This window comes from Sphingomonas melonis (assembly GCF_013409985.1).
GTDB lineage: Bacteria > Pseudomonadota > Alphaproteobacteria > Sphingomonadales > Sphingomonadaceae > Sphingomonas > Sphingomonas melonis_A.
In genome coordinates this window covers 298171-319261 of sequence record NZ_JACCBY010000003.1, presented here as the reverse complement: position 1 = coordinate 319261, position 21091 = coordinate 298171, and the positions used below count along the sequence as shown (strand labels likewise).

General features: G+C 67.4%; 22 protein-coding genes. 8 read left to right on the top strand and 14 right to left on the bottom strand.

Annotated features, from left to right (window positions below):
- Positions 1–93: 93 nt before the first annotated feature.
- Both HD841_RS12265 and HD841_RS12260 read left to right on the top strand, forming a co-directional pair.
- On the top strand, positions 94–1407 hold the full coding sequence (locus tag HD841_RS12265) for an alkaline phosphatase family protein (protein WP_373563010.1): 1314 nt from the start codon (positions 94–96) through the stop codon (positions 1405–1407).
- An 11-nt stretch (positions 1408–1418) separates the two neighbouring features.
- Positions 1419–1865, top strand: coding sequence for a MaoC family dehydratase (locus tag HD841_RS12260; protein WP_179509158.1), 447 nt, complete (start codon positions 1419–1421; stop codon positions 1863–1865).
- Between the two features lie 41 nt (positions 1866–1906).
- On the opposite strand, the gene HD841_RS12255 is transcribed toward HD841_RS12260, so the two are convergent.
- From HD841_RS12255 to petA, 5 genes are all read right to left on the bottom strand, one after another.
- Entirely contained in the window at positions 1907–2581 is a 675-nt protein-coding gene (locus HD841_RS12255; RefSeq protein ID WP_179509157.1) for a hypothetical protein, read from the bottom strand.
- Positions 2582–2675: 94 nt separating this feature from the next.
- On the bottom strand, positions 2676–3206 hold the full coding sequence (locus HD841_RS12250; RefSeq protein ID WP_179509156.1) for an adenine phosphoribosyltransferase: 531 nt from the start codon (positions 3204–3206) through the stop codon (positions 2676–2678).
- Positions 3207–3391: 185 nt separating this feature from the next.
- Positions 3392–4234, bottom strand: a complete 843-nt coding sequence (locus HD841_RS12245; RefSeq protein WP_179509155.1) for a cytochrome c1 — start codon at positions 4232–4234, stop codon at positions 3392–3394.
- A gap of 25 nt (positions 4235–4259) precedes the next feature.
- Positions 4260–5546, bottom strand: a complete 1287-nt coding sequence (locus HD841_RS12240) for a cytochrome b (protein ID WP_179509154.1) — start codon at positions 5544–5546, stop codon at positions 4260–4262.
- Between the two features lie 14 nt (positions 5547–5560).
- Positions 5561–6127, bottom strand: a complete 567-nt coding sequence (petA, locus tag HD841_RS12235) for a ubiquinol-cytochrome c reductase iron-sulfur subunit (RefSeq protein WP_179509407.1) — start codon at positions 6125–6127, stop codon at positions 5561–5563.
- Positions 6128–6303: 176 nt separating this feature from the next.
- Between petA and HD841_RS12230 the strand changes: the two genes are divergently transcribed.
- Positions 6304–6768: a tRNA (cytidine(34)-2'-O)-methyltransferase gene (locus tag HD841_RS12230; protein ID WP_179509153.1), complete on the top strand. Its 465-nt coding sequence runs from the start codon at positions 6304–6306 to the stop codon at positions 6766–6768.
- A gap of 176 nt (positions 6769–6944) precedes the next feature.
- On the opposite strand, the gene HD841_RS12225 is transcribed toward HD841_RS12230, so the two are convergent.
- Positions 6945–7625 carry an AcvB/VirJ family lysyl-phosphatidylglycerol hydrolase gene (locus HD841_RS12225; protein ID WP_373563009.1) on the bottom strand — a complete coding sequence of 227 codons (681 nt, stop codon included), beginning with the start codon at positions 7623–7625 and terminating at the stop codon, positions 6945–6947.
- A gap of 115 nt (positions 7626–7740) precedes the next feature.
- On the opposite strand from HD841_RS12225, the gene hemF reads away from it, so the two are divergent.
- The gene (gene hemF / locus HD841_RS12220; RefSeq protein ID WP_179509152.1) at positions 7741–8583 is read left to right on the top strand and encodes an oxygen-dependent coproporphyrinogen oxidase; all 843 of its coding nucleotides are present in this window, start codon (positions 7741–7743) and stop codon (positions 8581–8583) included.
- Positions 8574–9158, top strand: coding sequence for a GNAT family N-acetyltransferase (locus tag HD841_RS12215; RefSeq protein ID WP_179509151.1), 585 nt, complete (start codon positions 8574–8576; stop codon positions 9156–9158). The genes hemF and HD841_RS12215 overlap by 10 nt, the downstream gene beginning before the upstream one ends.
- Before the next feature lie 6 nt (positions 9159–9164).
- On the opposite strand, the gene HD841_RS12210 is transcribed toward HD841_RS12215, so the two are convergent.
- Positions 9165–9917, bottom strand: a complete 753-nt coding sequence (locus HD841_RS12210) for a hypothetical protein (RefSeq protein WP_179509150.1) — start codon at positions 9915–9917, stop codon at positions 9165–9167.
- The gene (locus HD841_RS12205; RefSeq protein WP_179509149.1) at positions 9914–10762 is read right to left on the bottom strand and encodes a hypothetical protein; all 849 of its coding nucleotides are present in this window, start codon (positions 10760–10762) and stop codon (positions 9914–9916) included. The genes HD841_RS12210 and HD841_RS12205 overlap by 4 nt, the downstream gene beginning before the upstream one ends.
- Before the next feature lie 102 nt (positions 10763–10864).
- Between HD841_RS12205 and lipB the strand changes: the two genes are divergently transcribed.
- The 3 genes from lipB (at position 10865) to HD841_RS12190 (ending at position 12842) form a co-directional block, all read left to right on the top strand.
- Positions 10865–11515 carry a lipoyl(octanoyl) transferase LipB gene (gene lipB, locus HD841_RS12200; RefSeq protein WP_179509148.1) on the top strand — a complete coding sequence of 217 codons (651 nt, stop codon included), beginning with the start codon at positions 10865–10867 and terminating at the stop codon, positions 11513–11515.
- A 115-nt stretch (positions 11516–11630) separates the two neighbouring features.
- Entirely contained in the window at positions 11631–11894 is a 264-nt protein-coding gene (locus HD841_RS12195) for a hypothetical protein (RefSeq protein WP_179509147.1), read from the top strand.
- Positions 11895–12080: 186 nt separating this feature from the next.
- Positions 12081–12842 (top strand): hypothetical protein, encoded by a 762-nt coding sequence (locus HD841_RS12190; protein ID WP_179509146.1) that lies wholly within the window; start codon positions 12081–12083, stop codon positions 12840–12842.
- A 329-nt stretch (positions 12843–13171) separates the two neighbouring features.
- Here HD841_RS12190 and queE read toward each other — a convergent pair whose 3' ends face one another.
- The 6 genes from queE to HD841_RS12160 form a co-directional block, all read right to left on the bottom strand.
- Positions 13172–13804 carry a 7-carboxy-7-deazaguanine synthase gene (queE, locus tag HD841_RS12185; RefSeq protein ID WP_179509145.1) on the bottom strand — a complete coding sequence of 211 codons (633 nt, stop codon included), beginning with the start codon at positions 13802–13804 and terminating at the stop codon, positions 13172–13174.
- Positions 13805–13808: 4 nt separating this feature from the next.
- Positions 13809–14498, bottom strand: a complete 690-nt coding sequence (queC, locus tag HD841_RS12180) for a 7-cyano-7-deazaguanine synthase QueC (protein ID WP_373563008.1) — start codon at positions 14496–14498, stop codon at positions 13809–13811.
- A gap of 198 nt (positions 14499–14696) precedes the next feature.
- Positions 14697–15602 carry an Hsp33 family molecular chaperone HslO gene (gene hslO, locus HD841_RS12175; protein WP_179509143.1) on the bottom strand — a complete coding sequence of 302 codons (906 nt, stop codon included), beginning with the start codon at positions 15600–15602 and terminating at the stop codon, positions 14697–14699.
- Between the two features lie 573 nt (positions 15603–16175).
- Positions 16176–17093, bottom strand: a complete 918-nt coding sequence (argF, locus tag HD841_RS12170) for an ornithine carbamoyltransferase (RefSeq protein ID WP_179509142.1) — start codon at positions 17091–17093, stop codon at positions 16176–16178.
- 139 nt (positions 17094–17232) lie between these two features.
- Positions 17233–18429: an aspartate aminotransferase family protein gene (locus HD841_RS12165; RefSeq protein ID WP_179509141.1), complete on the bottom strand. Its 1197-nt coding sequence runs from the start codon at positions 18427–18429 to the stop codon at positions 17233–17235.
- A gap of 100 nt (positions 18430–18529) precedes the next feature.
- On the bottom strand, positions 18530–21016 hold the full coding sequence (locus HD841_RS12160; protein ID WP_179509140.1) for a TonB-dependent receptor: 2487 nt from the start codon (positions 21014–21016) through the stop codon (positions 18530–18532).
- Between the last annotated feature and the right edge of the window lie 75 nt (positions 21017–21091).

Genomic DNA, 21091 nt, shown 5'->3' with positions numbered 1-21091 from the left:
CCGCCGGAGCGGCGGGCGGCGCAGTTTGGGTTGTGGCAGCAGCCCTGTCCCGCGTAGAGGAGCCGCGCCCTCCACGTCCGGGACGATCTGCCTGTGAGACTGATTCCCCTCGCCGCCCTCGCGTTGTCGCTCGCCGGCTGCGCGCTTCCCTATACGCCGCCCGCGCTTTCGCCCGCCACCCGGCCAGCCCCGGCGCAGGGGGCCGCCAGCCTGCCGCCGGCGCCGCTGCCGCGGATGCAAACCGCGCCCGTCACCATTCTCGTCTCGATCGACGGCTTTCGTCCCGACTATCTCGACCGCGGCGTGACCCCGAACCTGTCGGCGCTCGCGGCGAGCGGCGTCAGCGCGGCGATGCGGCCGTCCTTCCCCTCGGTCACCTTCCCCAACCACTGGACGCTGGTCACCGGCAAGGTGCCCGATCATCACGGCATCGTCGGCAACAAGATGGAGGACCCGGCGCGTCCCGGCGAAACCTTCACCATGGCGAGCGACGATCCCTTCTGGTGGAACGCCGCCGAGCCGATCTGGGTCACCGCCGAAAAGGCCGGGGTGCGTACCGCGACGATGTTCTGGCCGGGCGCCAACGTCGGCTGGGGCGGCACGATCATCCCCAACAGCCACGGCGCGATCGCCAATGCGACGCGCCCCGAGGATTGGCAGCAGTTCAACCAGGCGGTGACCGGCGCGCAGCGCGTTGATGCGGTGATCGACTGGCTGCGCCGCCCCGCCGCGACCCGCCCCCGCTTCGTGACGCTCTATTTCGACACGGTCGACACGGCGGGTCACGCCAACGGCCCGCAGGCGGCCGGAACGACCCAGGCGGTCGCGGACGTGGATGTGCAGATCGGCCGGCTGGTCCAGGGCCTGCGTGACCTGCAACAGCCTGCCAATCTCGTCATCGTCGCCGATCACGGCATGGCCGCGACTGATAGCGCGCGCACCATCCCGCTCGACCGCATCGCCGACCCCGCGGATTACCGCCTGGTCGAAAGCGGCACCTATGCGACGCTCTTCCCCGTTCCTGGACATGAGGGGGCACTCGAAGCGCGCCTGCTCAAGCCGCATGCCCATATGGAGTGCTGGCGCAAGGGCGCGGTACCGGCCCGGTTCCGCTACGGCACCAATCCGCGCATTCCGCCCTATGTCTGCCTTGCCGAGACCGGCTGGCTGATCCTCAAGAGCGCGTCGACGGAGCCGTTCCACGGCGGTGCGCATGGCTATGACAATCGCGCGCCCGACATGGCGGCGCTGTTCATCGCCAACGGGCCGGCGTTCGTCGGCGGCAAGCGGCTCGCCAGCTTCGACAATACCGACATCAACCCGCTGTTGCGCGACCTCCTCGACCTCCCCGCCGGCGCAGGCCTGGACGGCGACGACGCGCCGTTTAGACCGGTGCTGAAACGATAGGAGAGGCCGTGATGCAGTATTTCGAGGATATTTTGGTGGGATCGACCGCGCGATTCGGCGATTATCCGGTTACGCGCGAGGAGGTGCTCGCCTTCGCCGAGAAATACGACCCGCAGCCCTTCCACCTTTCCGACGACGCCGCGGCGGCGACGCATTTCGGGCGGCTGTCGGCGAGCGGCTGGCATACCTGCGCGATGACGATGGCGATGCTGGTCGAGCACCTCAAGGCCAACAGGCAGGCCGGCCTGGGATCGCCGGGGATCGACGAGCTGCGCTGGCGCACGCCGGTCTATCCCGGCGACCGCCTGCGCTGCGAAACCGAGGTGCTGGAGAAGCGCCGGTCCGAAAGCCGGCCGGAGATGGGCATCTACAAAAGCCGGATGACCGTCCTCAACCAGGATGACGTGGTGGTCATGACCTTCATATCGAACGGACTGATCGAAACGCGCGCGCGCTGACGGTCGCCCCGGCCGGAGCCGGAGCAGCCATCACGCCGCCCTCACCGCCGCCCGCGCCAGCCGCCGCCGCCGCCACGCGGACCACCGCCGCGTGGGCCGCCGAACCCGCGATTGCCGCCGCCCCAGCCGCGCGGCTGGCCGGCGCCCGCAGGTGCCACCGCCTGCGGCGTGGCAGGCTGCGGCGTACCGGAGAAATTCTGGCGATTGCCGCGCCAGTTGCCACGATCGCCGCGCACGCCATCCCCGCGGACGCCCGGGGTGCGTTCGCCGCGGAATCCGTCACCCCGGACGCCATCGCCGCGGATACCGGGCGTGCGATCCCCGCGGAAACCCGGCCCACGATTGCCGCGCCAGCCATCGCCGCGACTGCGATCGAAGCCATTCCAGTCGTTGCGGAAGTTGCGATCGCCCCGCCAGCCGTTGCGGCGCTGCTCCCAATAGCGGCGCTGCCCGTCGTTCCAGCGATAGGGCCGCCGGTACTGATCGTAGACGTAGATGCCCGTCCCCGGATAATAATAGTCGCCGTACCAGCCGAAGTAGCTGGGATAGCCGCCATAACCGTAGCCGCCGCCATAGCCCGCGTAGCCGCCATCGTAATAGCCGCCGCTGCCGTAGCCGACGTTGACGCCGCTATAGCCATAGCCATCGGTGCATGCGGATGTGGCGATCCCCGCGCCGAACAGGAGACCAATCACGGCGAGACGCTTGAACAACATGATGCTCTCCCAGAAACCGGGCGCGAGCATGGGGCCAATACGCGCCGACTCGTCGCTCAACGGAGGCAAGTCATCGCAGGTTCCGGCTGAACGGTTAATGACCGGCGAACGTAACCAACGAGTCCACCTGGATATTCTCGGCACGCAAGGCGTCGGCACCGCCGAGATCGGGCAGATCGATGACGAATTGCGCCTGGACGAGCTGCGCCCCCGCCTTGCGCAACAGCCGCACCGCGGCACGCGCCGTGCCGCCGGTGGCGATCAGATCGTCGACCAGCAGGACGCGCTGGCCCGGCACCAGCGCATCCTCGTGCATCACGATCCGGTCCTCGCCATATTCGAGCGCATAATCCTCCGCGATCGTCGCGCCAGGCAGTTTGCCATCCTTGCGGATGAGCAGCACGCCGGCCTTGAGCGGCACCGCCAGCGCAGCCGCGAACAGGAAGCCCCGCGCCTCGATCCCGGCGACGAGATCGACCGGCCCGACGGTGGCGGCCACCATCCGATCGATCGTCGCGGCAAATCCGGCGGCGTCGAGCAGCAGCGTTGTGATGTCGCGGAACTGGATGCCGGGCTTGGGAAAGTCCGGGATGGTGCGGATGAGGGCCTTGAGGTCGTCGTTCATCCCCGCGGTGTGCGGTGATGCGCGCGCGGGGTCAATGCGCCGTCCATATTCCTCAGCCGTCAGCGACGCCCCCCGCGCCTTTGAAGAAATTCCCCTCGGCGCTACCGCGACTTGGGCGCCGGTTACGAAAAAGGGGAGCGTCCCGGGACGCTCCCCCTCCCCGATCCGTTCGTGAGCAGGTCAGATCAATGCTTCACGTCGCGCCAGACGTTCTGATACGCGCCCCAGGCGAGGAAGCAGAAGATCAGCAGGAAGATGCCGGCCGCGACGCCCGCCGCATGACGCGCGTTGAGGTTCGGCTCGGCCGTCCAGGTCAGGAAGGCCGCGACGTCGCGGGCCATCTGGTCCTTGGTCGCCTTGGTGCCGTCCGAATAGGTCACCTGACCGTCGGAGGTCAGCGGCGGCGGCATCGCGATGTTGAGGTTGGCGAAATAGGGATTGTAATGGAGGCCGGGCGGCGTCTTCGATCCCGGGAACTCCTTGACCAGCGCGGCCGGCTGCGCGCGATAGCCGGTCAGCAGCGCGTGGATGTAGTTGGAGCCATCCTCGCGGGCCTTGCTCATCAGCGACAGGTCAGGCGGCAGCGCATTGTTGTTCGCCGCACGCGCCGCGATCTCGTTGGCGAAGGGCGACGGGAAATGGTCGGAGGGCACGTTCTTGCGCGTCGCCGGCTCACCCGTCTCGGGGTTGATCGTCGGCTGCTCGATCACCCATTGGTTGGCGATCGCCTTCACCTCGGGCTCGGAATAGCCGATCTTGGTGAGGTCGCGGAAGGCGACGTATTTCAGGCTGTGGCAGGCCGAGCAGACCTCCTTGTAGACCTGGAAGCCGCGCTGGAGCTGCTGGTTGTCGAACTTCCCGAAGAAGCCGTTCGACGGCAGGTGGATGTTCTCCGGATGGAGGTGGAAGACGTGTTCGGCGCTTTCGGGCGCCGGGTCCTGGATCGCGGTCTTGGCAGTGCCGAAGAGCGCGATCGCAAGCACGAAGACGAAGGCGGCGCCGACCAGCGAGGCGATGATGCGAGGCATGATGTTCTGTTGTCCCCCAGTCGGTTCAGGCGTGCGCCGCGGTCTTGGCCGGGCTGGTGCCGCCATGCTTCGCCAGCACCGCTTCGGTGATCGAATTCGGCAGCGGGCGCGGACGCTCGGAGCGTGCGACCCACGGCAGGATGATCAGGAAGTGGGCGAAATAATAGGCCGAGGCGAGCTGGCCGAGGATGACGTTGCGCGCATTCGCCTCCGCACCGCCGACATACCCCAGCACCAGCACGTCGACCAGCAGGATGGCGAGGAACGCGCGATACTTCGGCCGGAAGTTGGCTGAGCGCACCGGCGAACTGTCGAGCCAGGGCAGGAAGAACAGCAGCAGGATCGAGCCGAACATCGCCAGCACGCCCCACAGCTTCGCCGGCAGGATGAAGTCCGCGGTGAAGCTCTTGAGGATCGCGTAGAACGGCAGGAAATACCATTCGGGGACGATATGCGCCGGCGTCGAGAGCGGGTTCGCCTCGATATAATTGTCGGGGTGGCCGAGCATGTTCGGGCTGAAGAAGATGAGCAGCGCGAACACCAGCAGGAACACGCCGAGGCCGACCGCATCCTTCGCGGTGTAATAGGGATGGAACGGCACGGTATCCTGCTCGCCCTTCACCTCGACGCCGGTCGGGTTGTTCGATCCCGGAATGTGCAGCGCCCAGATGTGCAGGATGATGACGCCCGCAGTGACGAACGGCAGCAGATAGTGGAGCGAGAAGAAGCGGTTGAGTGCGGCATTGTCCGGCGCGAAGCCGCCGAGCAGCCAGACGCGGATGGTCTCGCCGACCAGGGGTATCGCCGAGAAGAAACCGGTGATGACCTGCGCGCCCCAGAAGCTCATCTGCCCCCAGGGCAGCACATAGCCCATGAACGCGGTCGCCATCATCAGCAGGAAGATGACGACGCCGAGCAGCCACACCATCTCGCGCGGCGCCTTGTACGATCCGTAATAGAGGCCGCGGCCGATATGGATGTACACGACGAGCAGGAACATCGACGCGCCATTGGCGTGCGCATAGCGCAGGAACCAGCCGGCGTTGACGTCGCGCATGATGCTCTCGACCGAGCCGAAGGCGACGCCGGCATTGGCGGCATAATGCATCGCCAGCACGACGCCGGTGATGATCTGGATCGCCAGCGCGGCACCGGCGAGCACGCCGAAATTCCAGAAGTAATTCAGGTTGCGTGGCACCGGATAGCCGGCACCGACGGCGTTGTAGACGAGGCGCGGCAGCGGCAGCTTCTCGTCCAGCCAGCGCATCAGCGGCTGCTTCGGCTCGTAATGTTTGGCCCAGGGAAAGCTCATGATCCGGATCTCCCTCAGCCGACCGTGACGACGGTGTCGGAGTTGAACGTATAATCGGGCACGACGAGGTTCTTCGGCGCCGGTCCCTGGCGGATGCGCGCCGCGGTGTCATAGGCGGAGCCGTGACACGGGCAGAAATAGCCGCCGAACGGCCCCTTGTTCTCGCCCTCGCCCGCACCGAGCGGCACGCAGCCGAGATGGGTGCAGACGCCCAAAGTGATGAGCCAGTTTTCCTTGCCGGGCTTGGTCCGCTCGGCGAGCGTCTGCGGATCGCGCAGGCTCGCGACGTCGACCTTGTTGGCTTCGGCGATCTCGGCGGGGGTGAGGTTGCGGACGAACAACGGCTGTTTGCGGAACTGCGACTTGATCGCCTGTCCCGGCGCGATCTTCGCAAGATCGACCTCGGTGGTCGACTGGGCGAGCACGTCGGCCGACGGGTTCATCTGGTTGACGAGCGGCAGGACGATCGCCAGTGCGCCGACCCCGGCAAAGGATACGGCAGCGATATTGATGAAATCGCGACGGCGGGGATCGTGGACTTCCTCGTGGAACGGCTCCGGCGATTCACCGGGAGGCACCATGCTGTCAGTCGCCATTCGTCTCTGCCCTCGTCCATTCATTATTGCGGAGGAACCGGTCGTGCCGCGCCACCGAACCTCGCCGTCCCCACGGCGGGCTAGTGAACTGATAGACGGCGGGTCGACGCTTTGCCAACAGCATTTTACCGCGTGCGCCCGCGCCGCTAAGACGCCGCGCCATGACGACCGGCCTCCGCATCGCTTTGTATCAGCCCGACATCGCGGGCAACGTCGGCGCGGTGATGCGCACCTGCGCCTGTTTCGGCATCGGCCTCGACCTGATCGAGCCGATGGGCTTCCAATGGGACGACAAGCGCGTCGCGCGCGCGGCGATGGATTATATCGACCACGTCTCGATCACCCGCCACGCCGACTGGACCGCGTTCCTCGCGCAGCTGCGCGGCCGGCTGGTGCTGTCGACGACGCGCGGGGCGACGGCGCTGCCCGCCTTCGCCTTTTCGCCGGGCGACGTGCTGCTGTTCGGTCGCGAGAGCGCCGGCGTGCCGGAGGACGTGCATGCGCGCGCCGATGCGCGCGTGGTCATCCCGATGGCGCCGCCGCTGCGATCACTCAATCTGTCGGTGTCGGCGGGGATCGTCGCGGCGGAGGCCCTGCGGCAGACGGGTGGCTTTCCTTCCTTGTGATTCACGCGAAGGCGCGAAGGCGCGAAGGCGCAGAGAGGTTCGGGGGGTCACGTCACGGCATACGTGGTCCGGTCATCGGGCTGGTCCGGCGTGAAAGGCTGCGCCGCATGGACCGTCTCTGCGCCTCTGCGCGAACCCACTCCTTCGCGCCTTCGCGCCTTCGCGTGAATCCATGACTAGGCCGTCGCCGCCCGTACCGCCGTCAGCACGTGCCGAAGCAGCCCCGCGTCGTCATGGTGGATGTTATGCCCACCCGGCATGCCGATGACCCGCGCGCCCGGAACGTGCAGCAGCGGGCACAGGCTGTCGTCTTCCTCGACGCCGTAGATGCAGGTGAGCGGCGCCCAGGTCAGGGTGTCAGCGGTCGTCACGCCGACGCTGTCGGGCGGGTCGCCGTACGACCAGCCGGTGGGGTCGGCGCGAAAGTAGACCGAATCGCCGGGTAGGACGAGGATGATCGCCGCCACCTTCCGCCGCAGGTCGGTCGGCAGGTTGGCAAGGCCGGTCTGGACGATGTCCGCGCCATAGGATTGCCCCATCACGACGACGCGCCGCGCGCCGGTGCGGGCGAGACCGGTGCGCACGGCATCGGCGATGAACGCGTCGATCTCGGCACGGGTACGACGCTGGCGAAAGACTGCCGGCGAGGCGATGCCGACCACGGGGATGTGCTGTTCGGTCAGGCCGCGCGAGGTCGAGGCGCCGAGCAGGAAGCGCAGCCCCATGTCGCCCGACACGTTGACGACGGCGATCGGCGCCGCCGGCGGCACTGCCGGATAGACATGAACCGGATCGCGATCGAAATAGCCGGCCGCTGCGACCATGGCGCAGACGAAGGCGGAACTGGCCGCGGTCACGCGCAGGCCGCGAACAAGGACTTGCGCGTGAATCGGCTCATGGCAACGACTTGCCAGCGATGTGGCGCGATGACCAGCGCTCGACTTCGCTGTCCCGGATTGTCACAAGCACGCCATGCTGACCCTCGACGCCGAACAGACCGCCGCCCGTAGCTGGTTCGAATCGCTGCGCACCCGCATCTGCGCTGCGTTCGAGGCGATCGAGCGAGAGGCGGGGTCGGACGCGGCGTTCGACTATATCGCCTGGGACCGCACCGATCCCTCCGGCGCGCCCGGCGGCGGCGGCGTTCGCGGGGTGATGAAGGGCAAGGTGTTCGAGAAGGTGGGCGTCAACGTCTCGACCGTCGGGGGCCTGCTCGACGGCGAATTCGGCAAGTCGATCCACGGCGCCGGCGACGACCCGCGCTTTTTCGCGACGGGGATCAGCCTCGTCGCGCATATGGCCAATCCGCATGTGCCGGCGGTCCATATGAACACGCGTTTCCTCGTCACGACCAAGCGCTGGTTCGGCGGCGGCGCCGACCTCAACCCGCCGCTGCCGGTGGAGGACGATACTGCCGATTTCCATGCCGCGTTCAAGACAGCCTGCGACGCGCACGACCCGGCCTATTACCCGCGCTTCAAGGCCTGGGCGGACGACTATTTCTATATCCCCCACCGGCAGGTCCACCGCGGCGTCGGCGGCATCTTCTACGATCATCTCGAAGGCGACTTCGATGCGAATCTCGCCTTCACCCAAGCGGTCGGCGAGGCATTCCTCGACGTCTACCCGCGCCTCGTCCGACGGCGGATGGCCGAGCCGTTCGGCGCGGCCGAGGTCGCGCAGCAGCGCGCGTGGCGCGGCCGCTATGCCGAGTTCAACCTCGTCTACGATCGCGGGACGCTGTTCGGGCTGAAGACCGGCGGCAATATCGATGCGATCCTGATGAGCCTGCCGCCGGTGGCGACATGGGACTGACCCCCGTCGCGCCCGGCGAACTGGCGACGATCGTCACGACGCTGGAGATGACGCGGCGGCCGCCGCTGCGCCCCCTGCCCGCCTCGCCGCTGCGGCTGGTGCGCTGGGAGCGGCCGGAGCCCGGCAAATACCGCATGCTGTTCCGCCGCGTCGGCGGGCCGTGGCTGTGGTATTCGCGGCTGGCGATGGAGGACGAGGCGCTGACCGCGATCGTCCATGATCCGCAGGTGCAGGTCTATGCGGCGGTCGATCGTGCGGGGGTCGAGATCGGCTTCCTCGAACTCGACTTTCGTCATGCGGGGGCGTGCGAGCTGTCCTATTTCGGGCTGGTGCCCGAACTCGCCGGCAAAGGCCATGGCCGCTGGCTGATGGCGGAGGCGATGGCGCGTGCCTGGGTCAAGGGCATCACGCGGGTCTGGGTGCATACCTGCACGCTTGATCATCCCTCGGCGCTCAATTTCTATCGCGCGCAGGGGTTCGTCGCGGTGCGGCGGACGATCGAAACCTTCCCCGATCCGCGCGCGATCGGGCTGCTGCCGGTCGAGGCCGGCGCGCATGTGCCCTATCTGGCCTAGGTTCGACTATTTCGCCGGCATCGCCGACAGGCGGCGATAGGCCGAGATCGCCACCAGCCCGCCCGCCAGCTGCGTCAGCATCGCGACGCCGGCGGCGAACGCCTCGACGATCGCGACGCCGACCGGATTGCCGCCGCCCTCGCCGCCAAGATAGCGCGACAGCAGCATGAACGGCTGTCCGGCGAGGATCGCGGCGAGGTAGATGGTCACGATCGCGCCGAGCAGCCCCAATTGGCCGCGCCGCGTCATCCGCCAAGACGCGCCCACGGCCTGCATCGCACCCCGTTGCGGCTCGGCGAACAGGATCGGCCCGGCCAGCATCAGGCGGCTCATCAGCCACAATCCGGGGAGCAGCAGCACGTACATGCCCGCGCCCGCCGGGATGGACACGACGATCATCGCCAGGATGAAGCGCGGAAAGCGACGCGCGGCGCGCTGGATCCCCGCGCCCAATGCTGGCCGTTCCGGATCGAGGTACAGGCAGAAGATCACCGCCAGCCCGAGATAGGTGATGGCATAGGCGCCGACCGAGCCGAGCCCGTAGGTGCCGACCCAGCCGTCGAGCGCGGTCATCCATGCCTGCGCGCGCGCCTGCGTGTCGGCGATCTGCTCGTCCGGCATCGGCAGCGGCGCGGTAAGCAGCAGCAGCGCATAGGTTGGCAGGAAGAAGAACAGGCTGGCGATGCGCAGCAGCAGATCCGCATCGCGCCGGAACATCGCCCAGGCGTCGCTCAACAAGGCGGCAAGCGTCAGCCTCACGCCTGAACCTCGCCGCGCGTCGCCTTCTCGCGGAGCAGCCGCTCGCGCGCGAGCAGCGCGACATAGAGCTGCGCCGAGAAGACGATCGCCACCAGCGTCAGCGCGGTCGACACCGCCTGCCCGACCGCGGCGGCAAGAAAGGCGACCGTCTTCTGCGCGTCCGCGCCGAGCGCGAGACGGAAGATCAGCCCGCTCACCATCTGCGCCGCCCACGTGGCGATCATCAGCACGACGACGAACAACAGCACCGCACCGACCAGCCGCCACGTATGGCGCCGCGTCAGCCGCCAGCAGCGCGCGATCGCGGCGACGCCCAGCCGCTCGTGCAGGACGACCGCATAGAGCGGCAGCATCCGCGCACCGACGAACAGCAGCACCAGCCCGAGCATGAAGGCGTAGAGACCGGCGAGACCGGCGGCACCGGGGTTCGTCGGCGCCATCGGCGTGCCAGCGGCCAGCGCCTGATAATCGAAGCCGGCGCGGATCAGCAGCACGATCGAGGGCAGGAAGGCGATGGTGATGACGATCGTGAGCACGACCGCGACCAGCAACGCGGCAGCAAGACGGCTATTCGCCTGCGCGATCGCGGCGCGCCGGTCGGTCGCCGGATCGAGCGACGCCGCGATCAGCGCGAGCTGGCCCCAGATTGCGACAACCGCCGCCGAGACGACGATCACAAGCCCGATCATCGCGGTCGTCATTGACGACGGCGGCGCGAATGTGGTCCAGGCGGCGTTGACCAGTTGCGGCACGTACAGGCTGAGCGCCGCGATCCCGGCGAGCATCCCGCCGCGGCCGTTCAGCACCTCGGCGCTGCGGTCCCACACATTGCCCATCTTGACCATCCGGCACCCCTTCGCCCGCGTTTGCGATCGGTTAGCCCAAGCGCCGCGGCTTGGCCACTCGCCAACTTGCAAGCGCCGGGCGTCTGGCACACATGCGCTGCCATGACCGAGATCGATGGCATCGAATGGCGCGTATCGCCGGGCCTGACCCCCTATGACGAGGCGCTGGCCACCATGGAAGCGCGCGCGGCGGCGGTGCTCGCCGGCGAGGCGCGCGAGCTGATCTGGCTGCTCGAACACCCGCCGATCTATACCGCCGGCACCAGCGCCTCGCCCGGCGACCTGATCGATCCGCGCTTCCCCGTCGTCGCGACCGGGCGCGGCGGCAAATACACCTATCACGGGCCGGGGCAGCGGATCGTCTATCTGGTGCTCGACCTCGGCAGGCGCGGGCGCGACGTGCGCTGCTTCGTCCACGGGGTGGAAGCCTGGGTGATCGCCGCACTCGCCGAACTGGGTGTCGATGCGTTCCGCGCCGAGGGCCGGGTCGGCATCTGGACGCGCGACGGCGGGCCGGAAGCCAAGATCGGCGCGATCGGTGTGCGGGTGCGGCGCTGGATCACGCTGCACGGCCTGGCGGTCAACGTCGCGCCCGACCTGACGCATTTCGGCGGTATCGTGCCGTGCGGCCTCCCGGAGTTTCCGGTCACCAGCCTGGCGGAACTGGGGCGTGACAGCAGCCTGGCAACTTTCGATGCCGCCCTTGCGTTGAGCGCTCCGGCATTCCTCCACTCTCTGTCCTGTCCGGCATAAACGCGCCGGACGGAATTCGAGGCTTGAGGGCTGGGCGTTATGCGATTAATGTCCACTGCGATTTGGGTATTAAAGGGCCAGCAAGCCGTCCAAATCCTATTCTAGGGAGCTTCCAATGCGTGCACTCATCTCCAAGGTCCTGACCGGCTCGCTGATCGCCGGCGCCGCTCTCGCGGTTTCGGCCTGTGGCCCGAAGACCGAGACGACCACCGACAACACGATGGTCACCGACATGAACACCACCGACGACATGGGCACCATGAGCGACAACATGACCGCCGTCGACGGCGCGTCGAACGGTGGCATGATGGCGAACGACACGATGATGTCGAACGACACCATGATGTCGAACGACACGGCGACCACCAACGCCATGTAATCAACCGTCAGGTTGTTACGACAGTGAAACGGCCGCTCGGGCAACCGGGCGGCCTTTTCTTTGGGTGCAACGCCCCGTCGCATTTCATCGGATTTTATTCTCGCGCTTGTCGATCGGGGATTGGGTCCGATCGCGAAACCGTCTAGATTCGCCCGACAATGCCCGTTCGGTGAGGATGACGAAGAGATGACCGTGTTGCGTACCGCGCTGATGCTTGGCGGCGCGGCGATCTGCCTGACGGCGGCCGCGCCTGCTTCAGCCCAGTTCTTCCTGCGCTCGCATGACTTCCGCGGCGAGGCGGTGAAGGGGCATGAGGATGGCCTGGGCCAGCCGCTGCCCGGGGCGACCGAGGCGGAACTGCGTGCCGCGATGGCGTGGAGCGTTCGTGCGGCGCTCAACGTCGCGGCGCTGCAATGCCAGTTCGAGCCGACGCTGCTCACCGTCCCGAATTATAACGCGGTGCTGAAGGATCATGAGGCCGAGTTGAAGAACTCGTTCGACACGCTCACCAAATATTTCATGCGCGTCAACAAGGCGCCCAAGCTCGGCCAGGCGGCGCTCGACCAGTTCGGTACGCGGACCTATTCCGGCTATGCGACCGTCGCCGCGCAATTCGGCTTTTGCCAGACGGCGAGCGGCATCGGTCGCGACGCGACCTTCGTGCCGCGGGGCGGCTTCGGCACCTTTGCGATGGATCGCGTCCGCGAGCTGCGCAACAGCCTGACGCCCTATGGCGAGCAGCATTTCCAGCGTTATCTGGGTCGCGACTATGCGTCGCAGCCGCGCCTCGATGCGATCTGCTGGAACAAGAAGGGCGAATGGGTCACCAAGAAGTGCGGCGCCTTCACCTGGCCGCCGGCGCGCCCGACCGGGACCGCGTCGGTGCCCGCCGCAGCCACCGCTGCGGTGGCGCCGACGGTGACGGCCACGGAGACTGCGCAGCGGTAACGCCGGCCCGCGGGCGGGAGGGCTGATCGCCTATGGCGGCCTGCATGGGGCGGTCGCCTACCGCGCTCACCCCGTTACATTGGACGTGTTCGAGACATCTGCGAACCTGCCCCAGTGCTCCTGCGAAAGCAGGAGCACTGGAGTCCCGAGCGCCGTACGACGTTGTTTTGCTTGGCCCTAGGCTCCTGCTTTCGCAGGAGCACTGGGATGCTTCGCCGGAGATGGGGGCTTCGCAGCGGTCTCGATCACGTCCGGGGGACGGGGTGGGCCTGGCAGACGACAAACCCATGAACACGCTTACATACAATCGCCCCGCCCTCCGCGGGGCGTCAGCGCAGCCCGAGCAGCTTGTGCGTCTGTAGCGACAGCCGCCATTGCGGCCGCTCCATCACCACCGCGATCGCCGCTTCGATATTGACGGTGCCGCGCGCGTCGTCCATCGGCTGCAACAGGCGGTTGGCGAAATCCCAACGTTCGATCTCGGCAATGTCGGTGCCGGCCTGGGGCCAAACCAGTTTCAACTCGTCGCCCGACCGCTGCACGACGACGCTGCCGGCCTTGGGGCTGACGCAGACCCAGTCGATCCCCGGATGCACCGGCAGCGTGCCGTTGGTCTCGATCGCGATGCGGAAGCCGACGCCGTGCAGCGCGTCGACCAGCGCATCGTCGATCTGCAACATCGGCTCGCCGCCGGTGAGGACGACGAACCGCTCCCCCTGCCCCGCGCCCCAGAACGCCTCGACGGCCGCGACCAGCGCCGCGGCATCGGCGAACTTGCCGCCACCCAGCCCGTCGACGCCGACGAAATCGGTATCGCAGAACCGGCAGACGGCGGTGGCGCGATCCTGCTCGCGCCCGCTCCACAGGTTGCAACCGGCAAAGCGCACGAACACCGCACGCCGGCCGGCGTTCACGCCCTCGCCCTGCAGGGTGAGGAACATCTCCTTGACCGCGTAGCTCATCCGCTCAGGGCCGGACGGCGTAGACCGTCGGATCGGGAATACCCGCGTCCTCGAATCCCTTGGAGCGCAGCCGGCAGCTGTCGCAGGTGCCGCAGTGGACCCCGCCCGGCGCCGGATCGTAGCACGACCAGCTGAGCCCCATGTCGACGCCGAGCCGCCTTCCCTCGCGGACGATATCGGCCTTGGTCATATGCTGGAGCGGCGCGTGGATCTTGAACGGCTCGCCCTCGACCCCCGCCTTGGTGGCGATCTCCGCCAGCCCCTCGAACGCCTGGATGAACTCCGGGCGGCAATCGGGATAGCCGGAATAATCGAGCGCATTGACGCCGATGAACAGATCGCGCGCGCCCGCCGCTTCGGCCCAACCCAGCGCGAGGCTGAGGAAGATGGTGTTGCGCGCCGGCACGTAGGTGACCGGAATCCCCTCGCCGACGCCGTCCTTGGGCACGTCGATATCGGCGGTGAGCGCCGAGCCGCCGAATGCCGACAGATCGAGCGGCAGCACGATATGCCGTTCGGCGCCGAGCGTCGTCGCGACGCGCCGCGCCGCGGCCAGTTCGACGCGGTGGCGCTGGTTATAGTCGATCGACAGGGCGAGCAGGCGATAGCCGGCCTCGCGCGCGCTGGCGGCGGAGATCATCGAATCGAGCCCGCCGGAGACGAGCACGACGGCCAGGGGGGCCTCGGTTTGCATGGTCATGATCCCCGCGGCGCTAGGCCAAAGTGGCCCAAAAGAAAAGGGCCGCGGATAAGGCGGCCCTTTGAAGGAGAGAGAAGCGTCCGCTTCTCTGGGAGAAAAGCGTGCCGGTCATGAACAGGCACCACGTTTCCCTAGCGCGCGGACCTTAAAGGGAGATTAAAGCGCGCGATCCCTGCAGCTTGCGCCGGGCGGTCAGGCGACCGGATCGGCCTCGGCGGCGACCGGGAATTTCGTCGCGCAGAAGGCGCAATCGACCTGGATGAAGCCGTCGTCGTCCGCCATCTCACGCCGCTCCTCCAGCGAGAATTTGGCGAGGACGCTGGCGATATAATCGCCGGTGCAGCGACAGCCGCGCACCAATGGCGTCGAGGCGAGCACGCGCACGTCGGGTTCCTCGTTGAACAGCCGCCAGACCAGCGTCTCAAGCGAGAGCGCCGGGTCGGCGAGTTCGTCGGCGCCCATCGTCTGGCCGAGCGCCTCGACATGCTCCCATTCGGGATGGTCGAGCCGGGTGTGCAGCCGCTCGCGGCCGACCTCCCCCTCGGGCAGATGCTGGAGGAACAGGCCGCCGGCGATCGTGCGATCCCCGTCACGGGCGATGCCGACGCGGACGAGGCTGGGGATCTGCTCCGACTGGACGAAATAGCTCTGCGCCGCCTCGGCCAGCGTCTCGCCGTCGAGCGGGACGATACCCTGATAGCGTTCGCCGGTCGCGGCGAGGTCGAAGGTGATCGCGAGATAGCCCTGGCCGAACAGCGCGAACAACGTCGGCTGCTCGGGCGTCGTGGCGAGTTTATCGGCGTCGTAATCGATATAGCCGCGCACCTCGCCGCCGCGATAATCGCAGACGAGCAGCTGGACGACGCCGTTTTCGGTGCGCGTCTGCATGGTGAGCTGCGCCGTCGGGTCCTTGAGCGTCGAACCGATCAGCGCGGCCAAGGTCAGCGCCTCGGCGAGCAACGCCTCGATGGCCGGCGGATAAGCGTGGGCGGCGAGCACCGCGTCGAGCGTCGGCCCAAGCCGCACGACACGCCCGCGTGCCGAACGGGAGGGGATCGCGAACCCGAGCGCGCGATCGATATCAGGGGATTGTTGCATCGGGGGGAAATGGGATGCGGAACGATGGTGGTCAACCTTCCGGCTCCGCAGCTTGCGGCGGGATTGGGATTCGAGTTCTGGAGAAAACTCCTGGCCCGCCGGGGAGCGCCGACCGGCAGTCCAGCATATGCCGGGAGCAGGTGTAACCGGGTGCTGTGGCATGACGGAGGGAAAGAACACGCCAACGAAGGCATCGCTTACCTCCCCCTCCGTCACGCCCTTCGGGCGCGCCACCTCCCCCTTGCGGGGGAGGAATTGGGGGAGTGTCGATCCCGTCTAATCCCACCCCGTCACCCCGTCACCCCGGACTTGTTCCGGGGTCCACTCTGCGGCGAGGAGAAAGGCTTGATGGGATGCCGTTCCCTTGCGGCCCGGTGGCCCCGGAACAGGTCCGGGGTGACGGATATGAGGAGGATGGCGATCGAACCTCACCACCGCGGCCATAGGCGATCGCCCTCCCCCGGCAGGGACGGAATTGGGGTGATCGATCCGGCCTAGCGCCGCCGACGGAGCACCGGAAAGTCGGCGACGGAGCAGCGGGAAATAGCCGTTTACCCGCGCTCCCCGCTTGGTTCAGCCGATCTGTCCGAAGACCCAGCGGAGCACCGCTTTCTGCGCGTGGAGGCGGTTTTCCGCCTCCTGCCAGATCAGCGACTGCGGGCCGTCGATGACGGCGTCGACCACCTCCTCGCCGCGATGCGCGGGCAGGCAGTGGAGGAAGCGCGCATCGGGCTTGGCGTGCGCCATCAGCGCCTCGTCGACCTGATAGGGCATCATCGCGGCGAGCTTGGTTTCCGCATGCGCCTGGCCCATCGAGATCCAGGTATCGGTGACGATCACGTCGGCACCCTCTACGGCTTCGCGGGGCGAGGCGACGACGCGGGCGCGCCCCTGCCCGCGCGCGACGTCCGCATCGTCGGGCATGAACCCCTGCGGACAGGCGGCGGTGACGTCGAACTGCATCAGCCCGCCGGCCTCGATCAGCGAGGCGAGCACGTTGTTGCCGTCGCCGAGCCACGCCAGCTTGAGCCCGGGCAGCGCCTTGCCATCCTCAAGGATCGTCTGGAGGTCGGCCATGATCTGGCAGGGATGCGACTGGTCGGTGAGGCCGTTGATGACGGGTACGCTGGCGTAGCGGGCCATGTCCTCGACCTTCGCATGGTCGTCGGTGCGGATCATGATCGCGTCGACATAGCCCGACAGCACGCGCGCGGTGTCGGCGATGCTCTCGCCGCGGCCGAGCTGCATCGCGCCGGCATCCATGACAATCGAGCTGCCGCCCAGCTGCCGGATCGCCATGTCGAAGCTGACGCGGGTGCGGGTCGAGTTCTTCTCGAAGATCATCGCCAGCACATGGCCGGCGAGCGGCGCGTCCGCGTCGACGCGCCCCTTGGGCAAGCCGGCACGCGCCGCCTTGCGGTCGATCGCGTCGGCGAGCATCGCGGCGACGCCATCGGCGCCGGCATCGGACAGGTTCAGGAAATGGCGCATTCTCGTCCTCCCTCGCGCAGCGGGATGGGTGATCGCGGCGATCACGCCGCGGTGGCGGGGGCGTTTCCCCGGAAAGCCGCCCGCCGTCCCCCTCCACCGGCTGCGCCGGTCCCCCTCCCCCTGGCGGGGGAGGACTAGATCAATCGTCGCTGGCGGGCACGAAGACCCGCGCGGCGGCGCTCAGCTTGTCGATACATTCGGCGACGTGGGCGTCCTCGATCACCAGCGGCGGCAGGATACGCACGACGTTCTCGCCCGCCGCGACCAGCAGCAGCCCGTGGTTGTCACGGGCATGGGCGACGAACTCACGCGGTTCGACGCCGGCCTTGAGCTTGAGGCCGAGCATCAGCCCCTTGCCGCGGACGCTCTCGAAGATGTGATCGTGGTTGGGGATCAGCTGTTCGAGCGCGCTGCGCAACCGCTCGCCCATCGCCTCGACGTGCGCGAGGAAGCCGTCGGCCAGCATCACGTCGAGCACCGCCTGCCCCGCCGCCATTGCCAGCGGGTTGCCGCCATAGGTCGAACCATGCGTACCGATCACCATGCCCGCCGCCGCAGCCTCGGTGGCGAGGCACGCGCCGAGCGGAAAGCCCGCGCCGATGCCCTTGGCGACCGCCATAATGTCGGGCGTGATGCCGTAATGCTCATACGCCCACATCTTGCCGGTCCGACCATAGCCGCACTGGACCTCGTCGAGGATCAGCAGCAGGCCGTGCTCGTCGCAGGCCCGGCGCAGGCCGGTGATGAACTCCGGCGTGCCGACCGACACGCCGCCCTCGCCCTGGATCGTCTCGACCATAAAGCCGGCGGTGGTGTCGTCGATCAGCGCCAGCGCGGCGTCGAGATCGTTGAACGGCGCATAGGCGAACCCCGGCAGCAGCGGTTCGAAGCCGTCGCGCATCTTGGGCTGGTTGGTCGCCGAGATCGCCCCCATCGTCCGCCCATGGAACGCGTTGTTGAAGGTGATGATCTTGGTACGCTGCGGATTGCCCGCGGCATAATGGAAGCGGCGCGCGGTCTTGATCGCGCATTCGATCGCCTCGGCGCCGGAATTGGTGAAGAAGACGGTGTCGGCGAAGCTGTTGGCGACGATCCGCTCGGCGAGCGCCTCGCCCTGCGGTGAGCCGTAGAGGTTGCTGACGTGCATCAGCGTCGCCGCCTGGTCCGCGATCGTCTTGACCAGATGCGGATGGCCGTGGCCGAGCGCGTTAACGGCAATGCCGGCGGCCATGTCGAGATAGCGGCTGCCGTCCTCGCTGATGAGATAGCAGCCCTCACCTCGGACCGGACGCACCCCGCACCGTGGATAGACGGGCATCAGCGCGGTAATGGTCACGGGGCATCTCCTCATCTCGAAACGAGAAAGGGCGGCCCTGCACGGACCGCCCGTCCTCTCTGTACCTGTCGGCGCGGGGCCGGGTCAACACCGCCGCCGATCAGAATCCGGCGCGGATCGTCGCGAACACCTGCCGCGGCGCGACGGGGAAGAAATTGTAGGTGCCCGAGGCGGCGCCGATGCTGAGCGTCGATTCCGCGCGCTTGTTGGTCAGATTGGTGACGTTGACGCTGACGTTGAGCGTCTTGGCGATCCCCCGCCCGCTCAGCGGCATGTCGAAGCCGATCCGCCCGGACAGTTGCAGATAGCCGTTCACGCTGAGATCGTTGGTATAGGTCGCGTAGCGGCGGCCGATGTAATCGCCGATCAACTGCACCTCGACGCCATCGGTGCGCAGCGTCGCCACCGTCTTGTTGAGCCAGTCGGGCGAGCCTGGCACCTTCTTGCCCGCGGTGGGGACGGTCGTCTGCGCGGCGCCGGCGCCGGTCAGATAATCGTCGCTGTAGCGCGAATTGTTGTACGACAGCGCATTGTACAGCGTGAATACGTCGCCAAAGCGGAAAGTGCCGGCGATGTCGACGCCGTCGGTCCGAACGCTGCCGACGTTGTTGATGATCGGCGCGCCGCTCTGGATCGCGGTGATCGTCGCGGTCGGGCTGACCGCGAGCAGGCGGTTGCTGAAGTCGACGTGATAATAACTGATCTGCCCCTCGAAGCCCGTCAGCGGGCCGGCGTCGAGCGTGCGGCGGGTGCGGGCGCCCGCCTCATAGGTCCAGCTCGTCTCGGGCTTGGTATTGTCCTTGAAGAATTCAAACAGCGTCTGGCTGCCGAGCGCGAACGGCGACAGGCCGGCGGCGGCGCTGGTCTGGAACTGGCGGATGTTCTGCTGGACGTTGAAGAACAATTGCTCGTGGCCGGTGACGTCCCACAGGCCGCCGACCTGCGGCAGGAACACCTTGTTGGTGTTGAGCCGGCCGACCGGGAATTCGCGCGAGCCGGTGAACGAGCCGGGGATCGGCTGGACCGGCATCGTCTGCCGCGCCTTCTGGAAGGTGCTCTTGAAGCCGGCCTGCAGCGTCACGCTCGGCACGATCTGCCACGCATCCTGGATATGCGTCTGGATCTCCTCGACGCGAATCTCGCTGCCATATTGGGTGATCAGCGGCTGCGCCTCGTCGAGCGGGCGGGTATAGGGCGAGGAGGGATCGTTGACGTCGAGCGCGTACCAGCGGCGATAGGCCGACGAACTCTGATGCTCGTACCAGCCGCCGATCTCGACATTATGGTTGCCGATCTGCGCGACCAGGGTCGAGATCGCACCGACGCGATCGATGCGATATTCGGTGGTGCGCGTCGCCAGCCCCGATCCCCCGAAGATCGTGCTGAGCCGCGCCAGATTGGCCGCCGAGTTGGGATTGCTGCCCGCCGCGCCGGGATAATAGAAGGAGAAGAGCAGCGGCAGCCCCGCCGCGGTGATAGGCCCGGCGACCACGCCGACGCCGTCGTTATGGTGGAAATAGGCCTGGTTCGACCAGGTCAGGCCGGGCGCGGCGTGCCAGTCGTATTTGACGTAGCCGAGATAGTCGGTGCGCTGCGCGTCGCTGTAGTAATTGCGGTAGTTGGACCCGGGCGCGGCGTTGACCGCGGCATATTCGGCAGAGCCGTAATAGGCGCGGGCCGCGGCAAAGTCGGGATAGAAGAACGGCCGGGTATAAGGCGCGACACCGCGGTTATCGACCGCGGCGCTGGTCGCCGTCGCGGGGCGGACGACGATCGCGGTCGCATCCTCGTTGGGTTCGGTCTTGTCCGAATAGGAGAAGAAGGCGGTCAGCTTGCCGGTGGCGTCGTCGTGGACGATCTTGCCGTCGGCCTGATAGCCGCCCTGCTTGCCGTTGAAATCCCAGGCGCGCGCATCGTGGCGCACGCCAGAGACGTAGAAGCGCGTATTGTAGCCGATATCGCCACTGTCGATCCGGCCATAGGTGCGCGACGTGTCGTAGCTGCCGACCACCTGTTGCAGCGTGATGCCGAACGCATCGCGCGGGTCGCTGGAGAAGGTGTCGATCGCGCCGCCGAGATTGCTGGTCGAGGCGGTGCCGAGATCGCCCGCACCCGAGGCAAGCACGACGCGGCCGACGTCTTCGGAGATGATCGCGCGCTGCGGGCTGAGGCCGTTGTAATTGCCATATTGCTGGTCGCCGAGCGGCACCCCGTCGAGCGTATAGCCGAGCTGCTGCGCGTTGAAGCCATGGATGAACAGCGAGATGTTCTGCTCGTTGTTGCCCCAGGGATCGGCGGTCAGGAAGGTCACGCCGGGCAGGGTCTGCAGCGCCTTCAACGGGCTGAGCCCCGGCAGGATCTTCTGGATCTCGCTGCCGGAGATCTGCGTCACCGAGCGGGTCGCGGTGCCGCGGACGACGATCTCGCCATCGGGCGCATCGTCGGCGGCGACGGTCTGCGGCGCCGTGGCGCTGCTGCCGTCCCCGGCTGGCAGCGCGGCAGGTGTCACGGTCTGCGCGTCGGCGGCGTGCGCAACGCAGAAGGCAAGCGCGGTCGCGCCGGTCAGCAACATCGAACGGATCGTCATGGATTTCCCTTTTGGCTCTTGGCCTTAGGGCGCGTTGACGGCTTTACGCGTCACGGCGGTGACTGGCCGATGGCA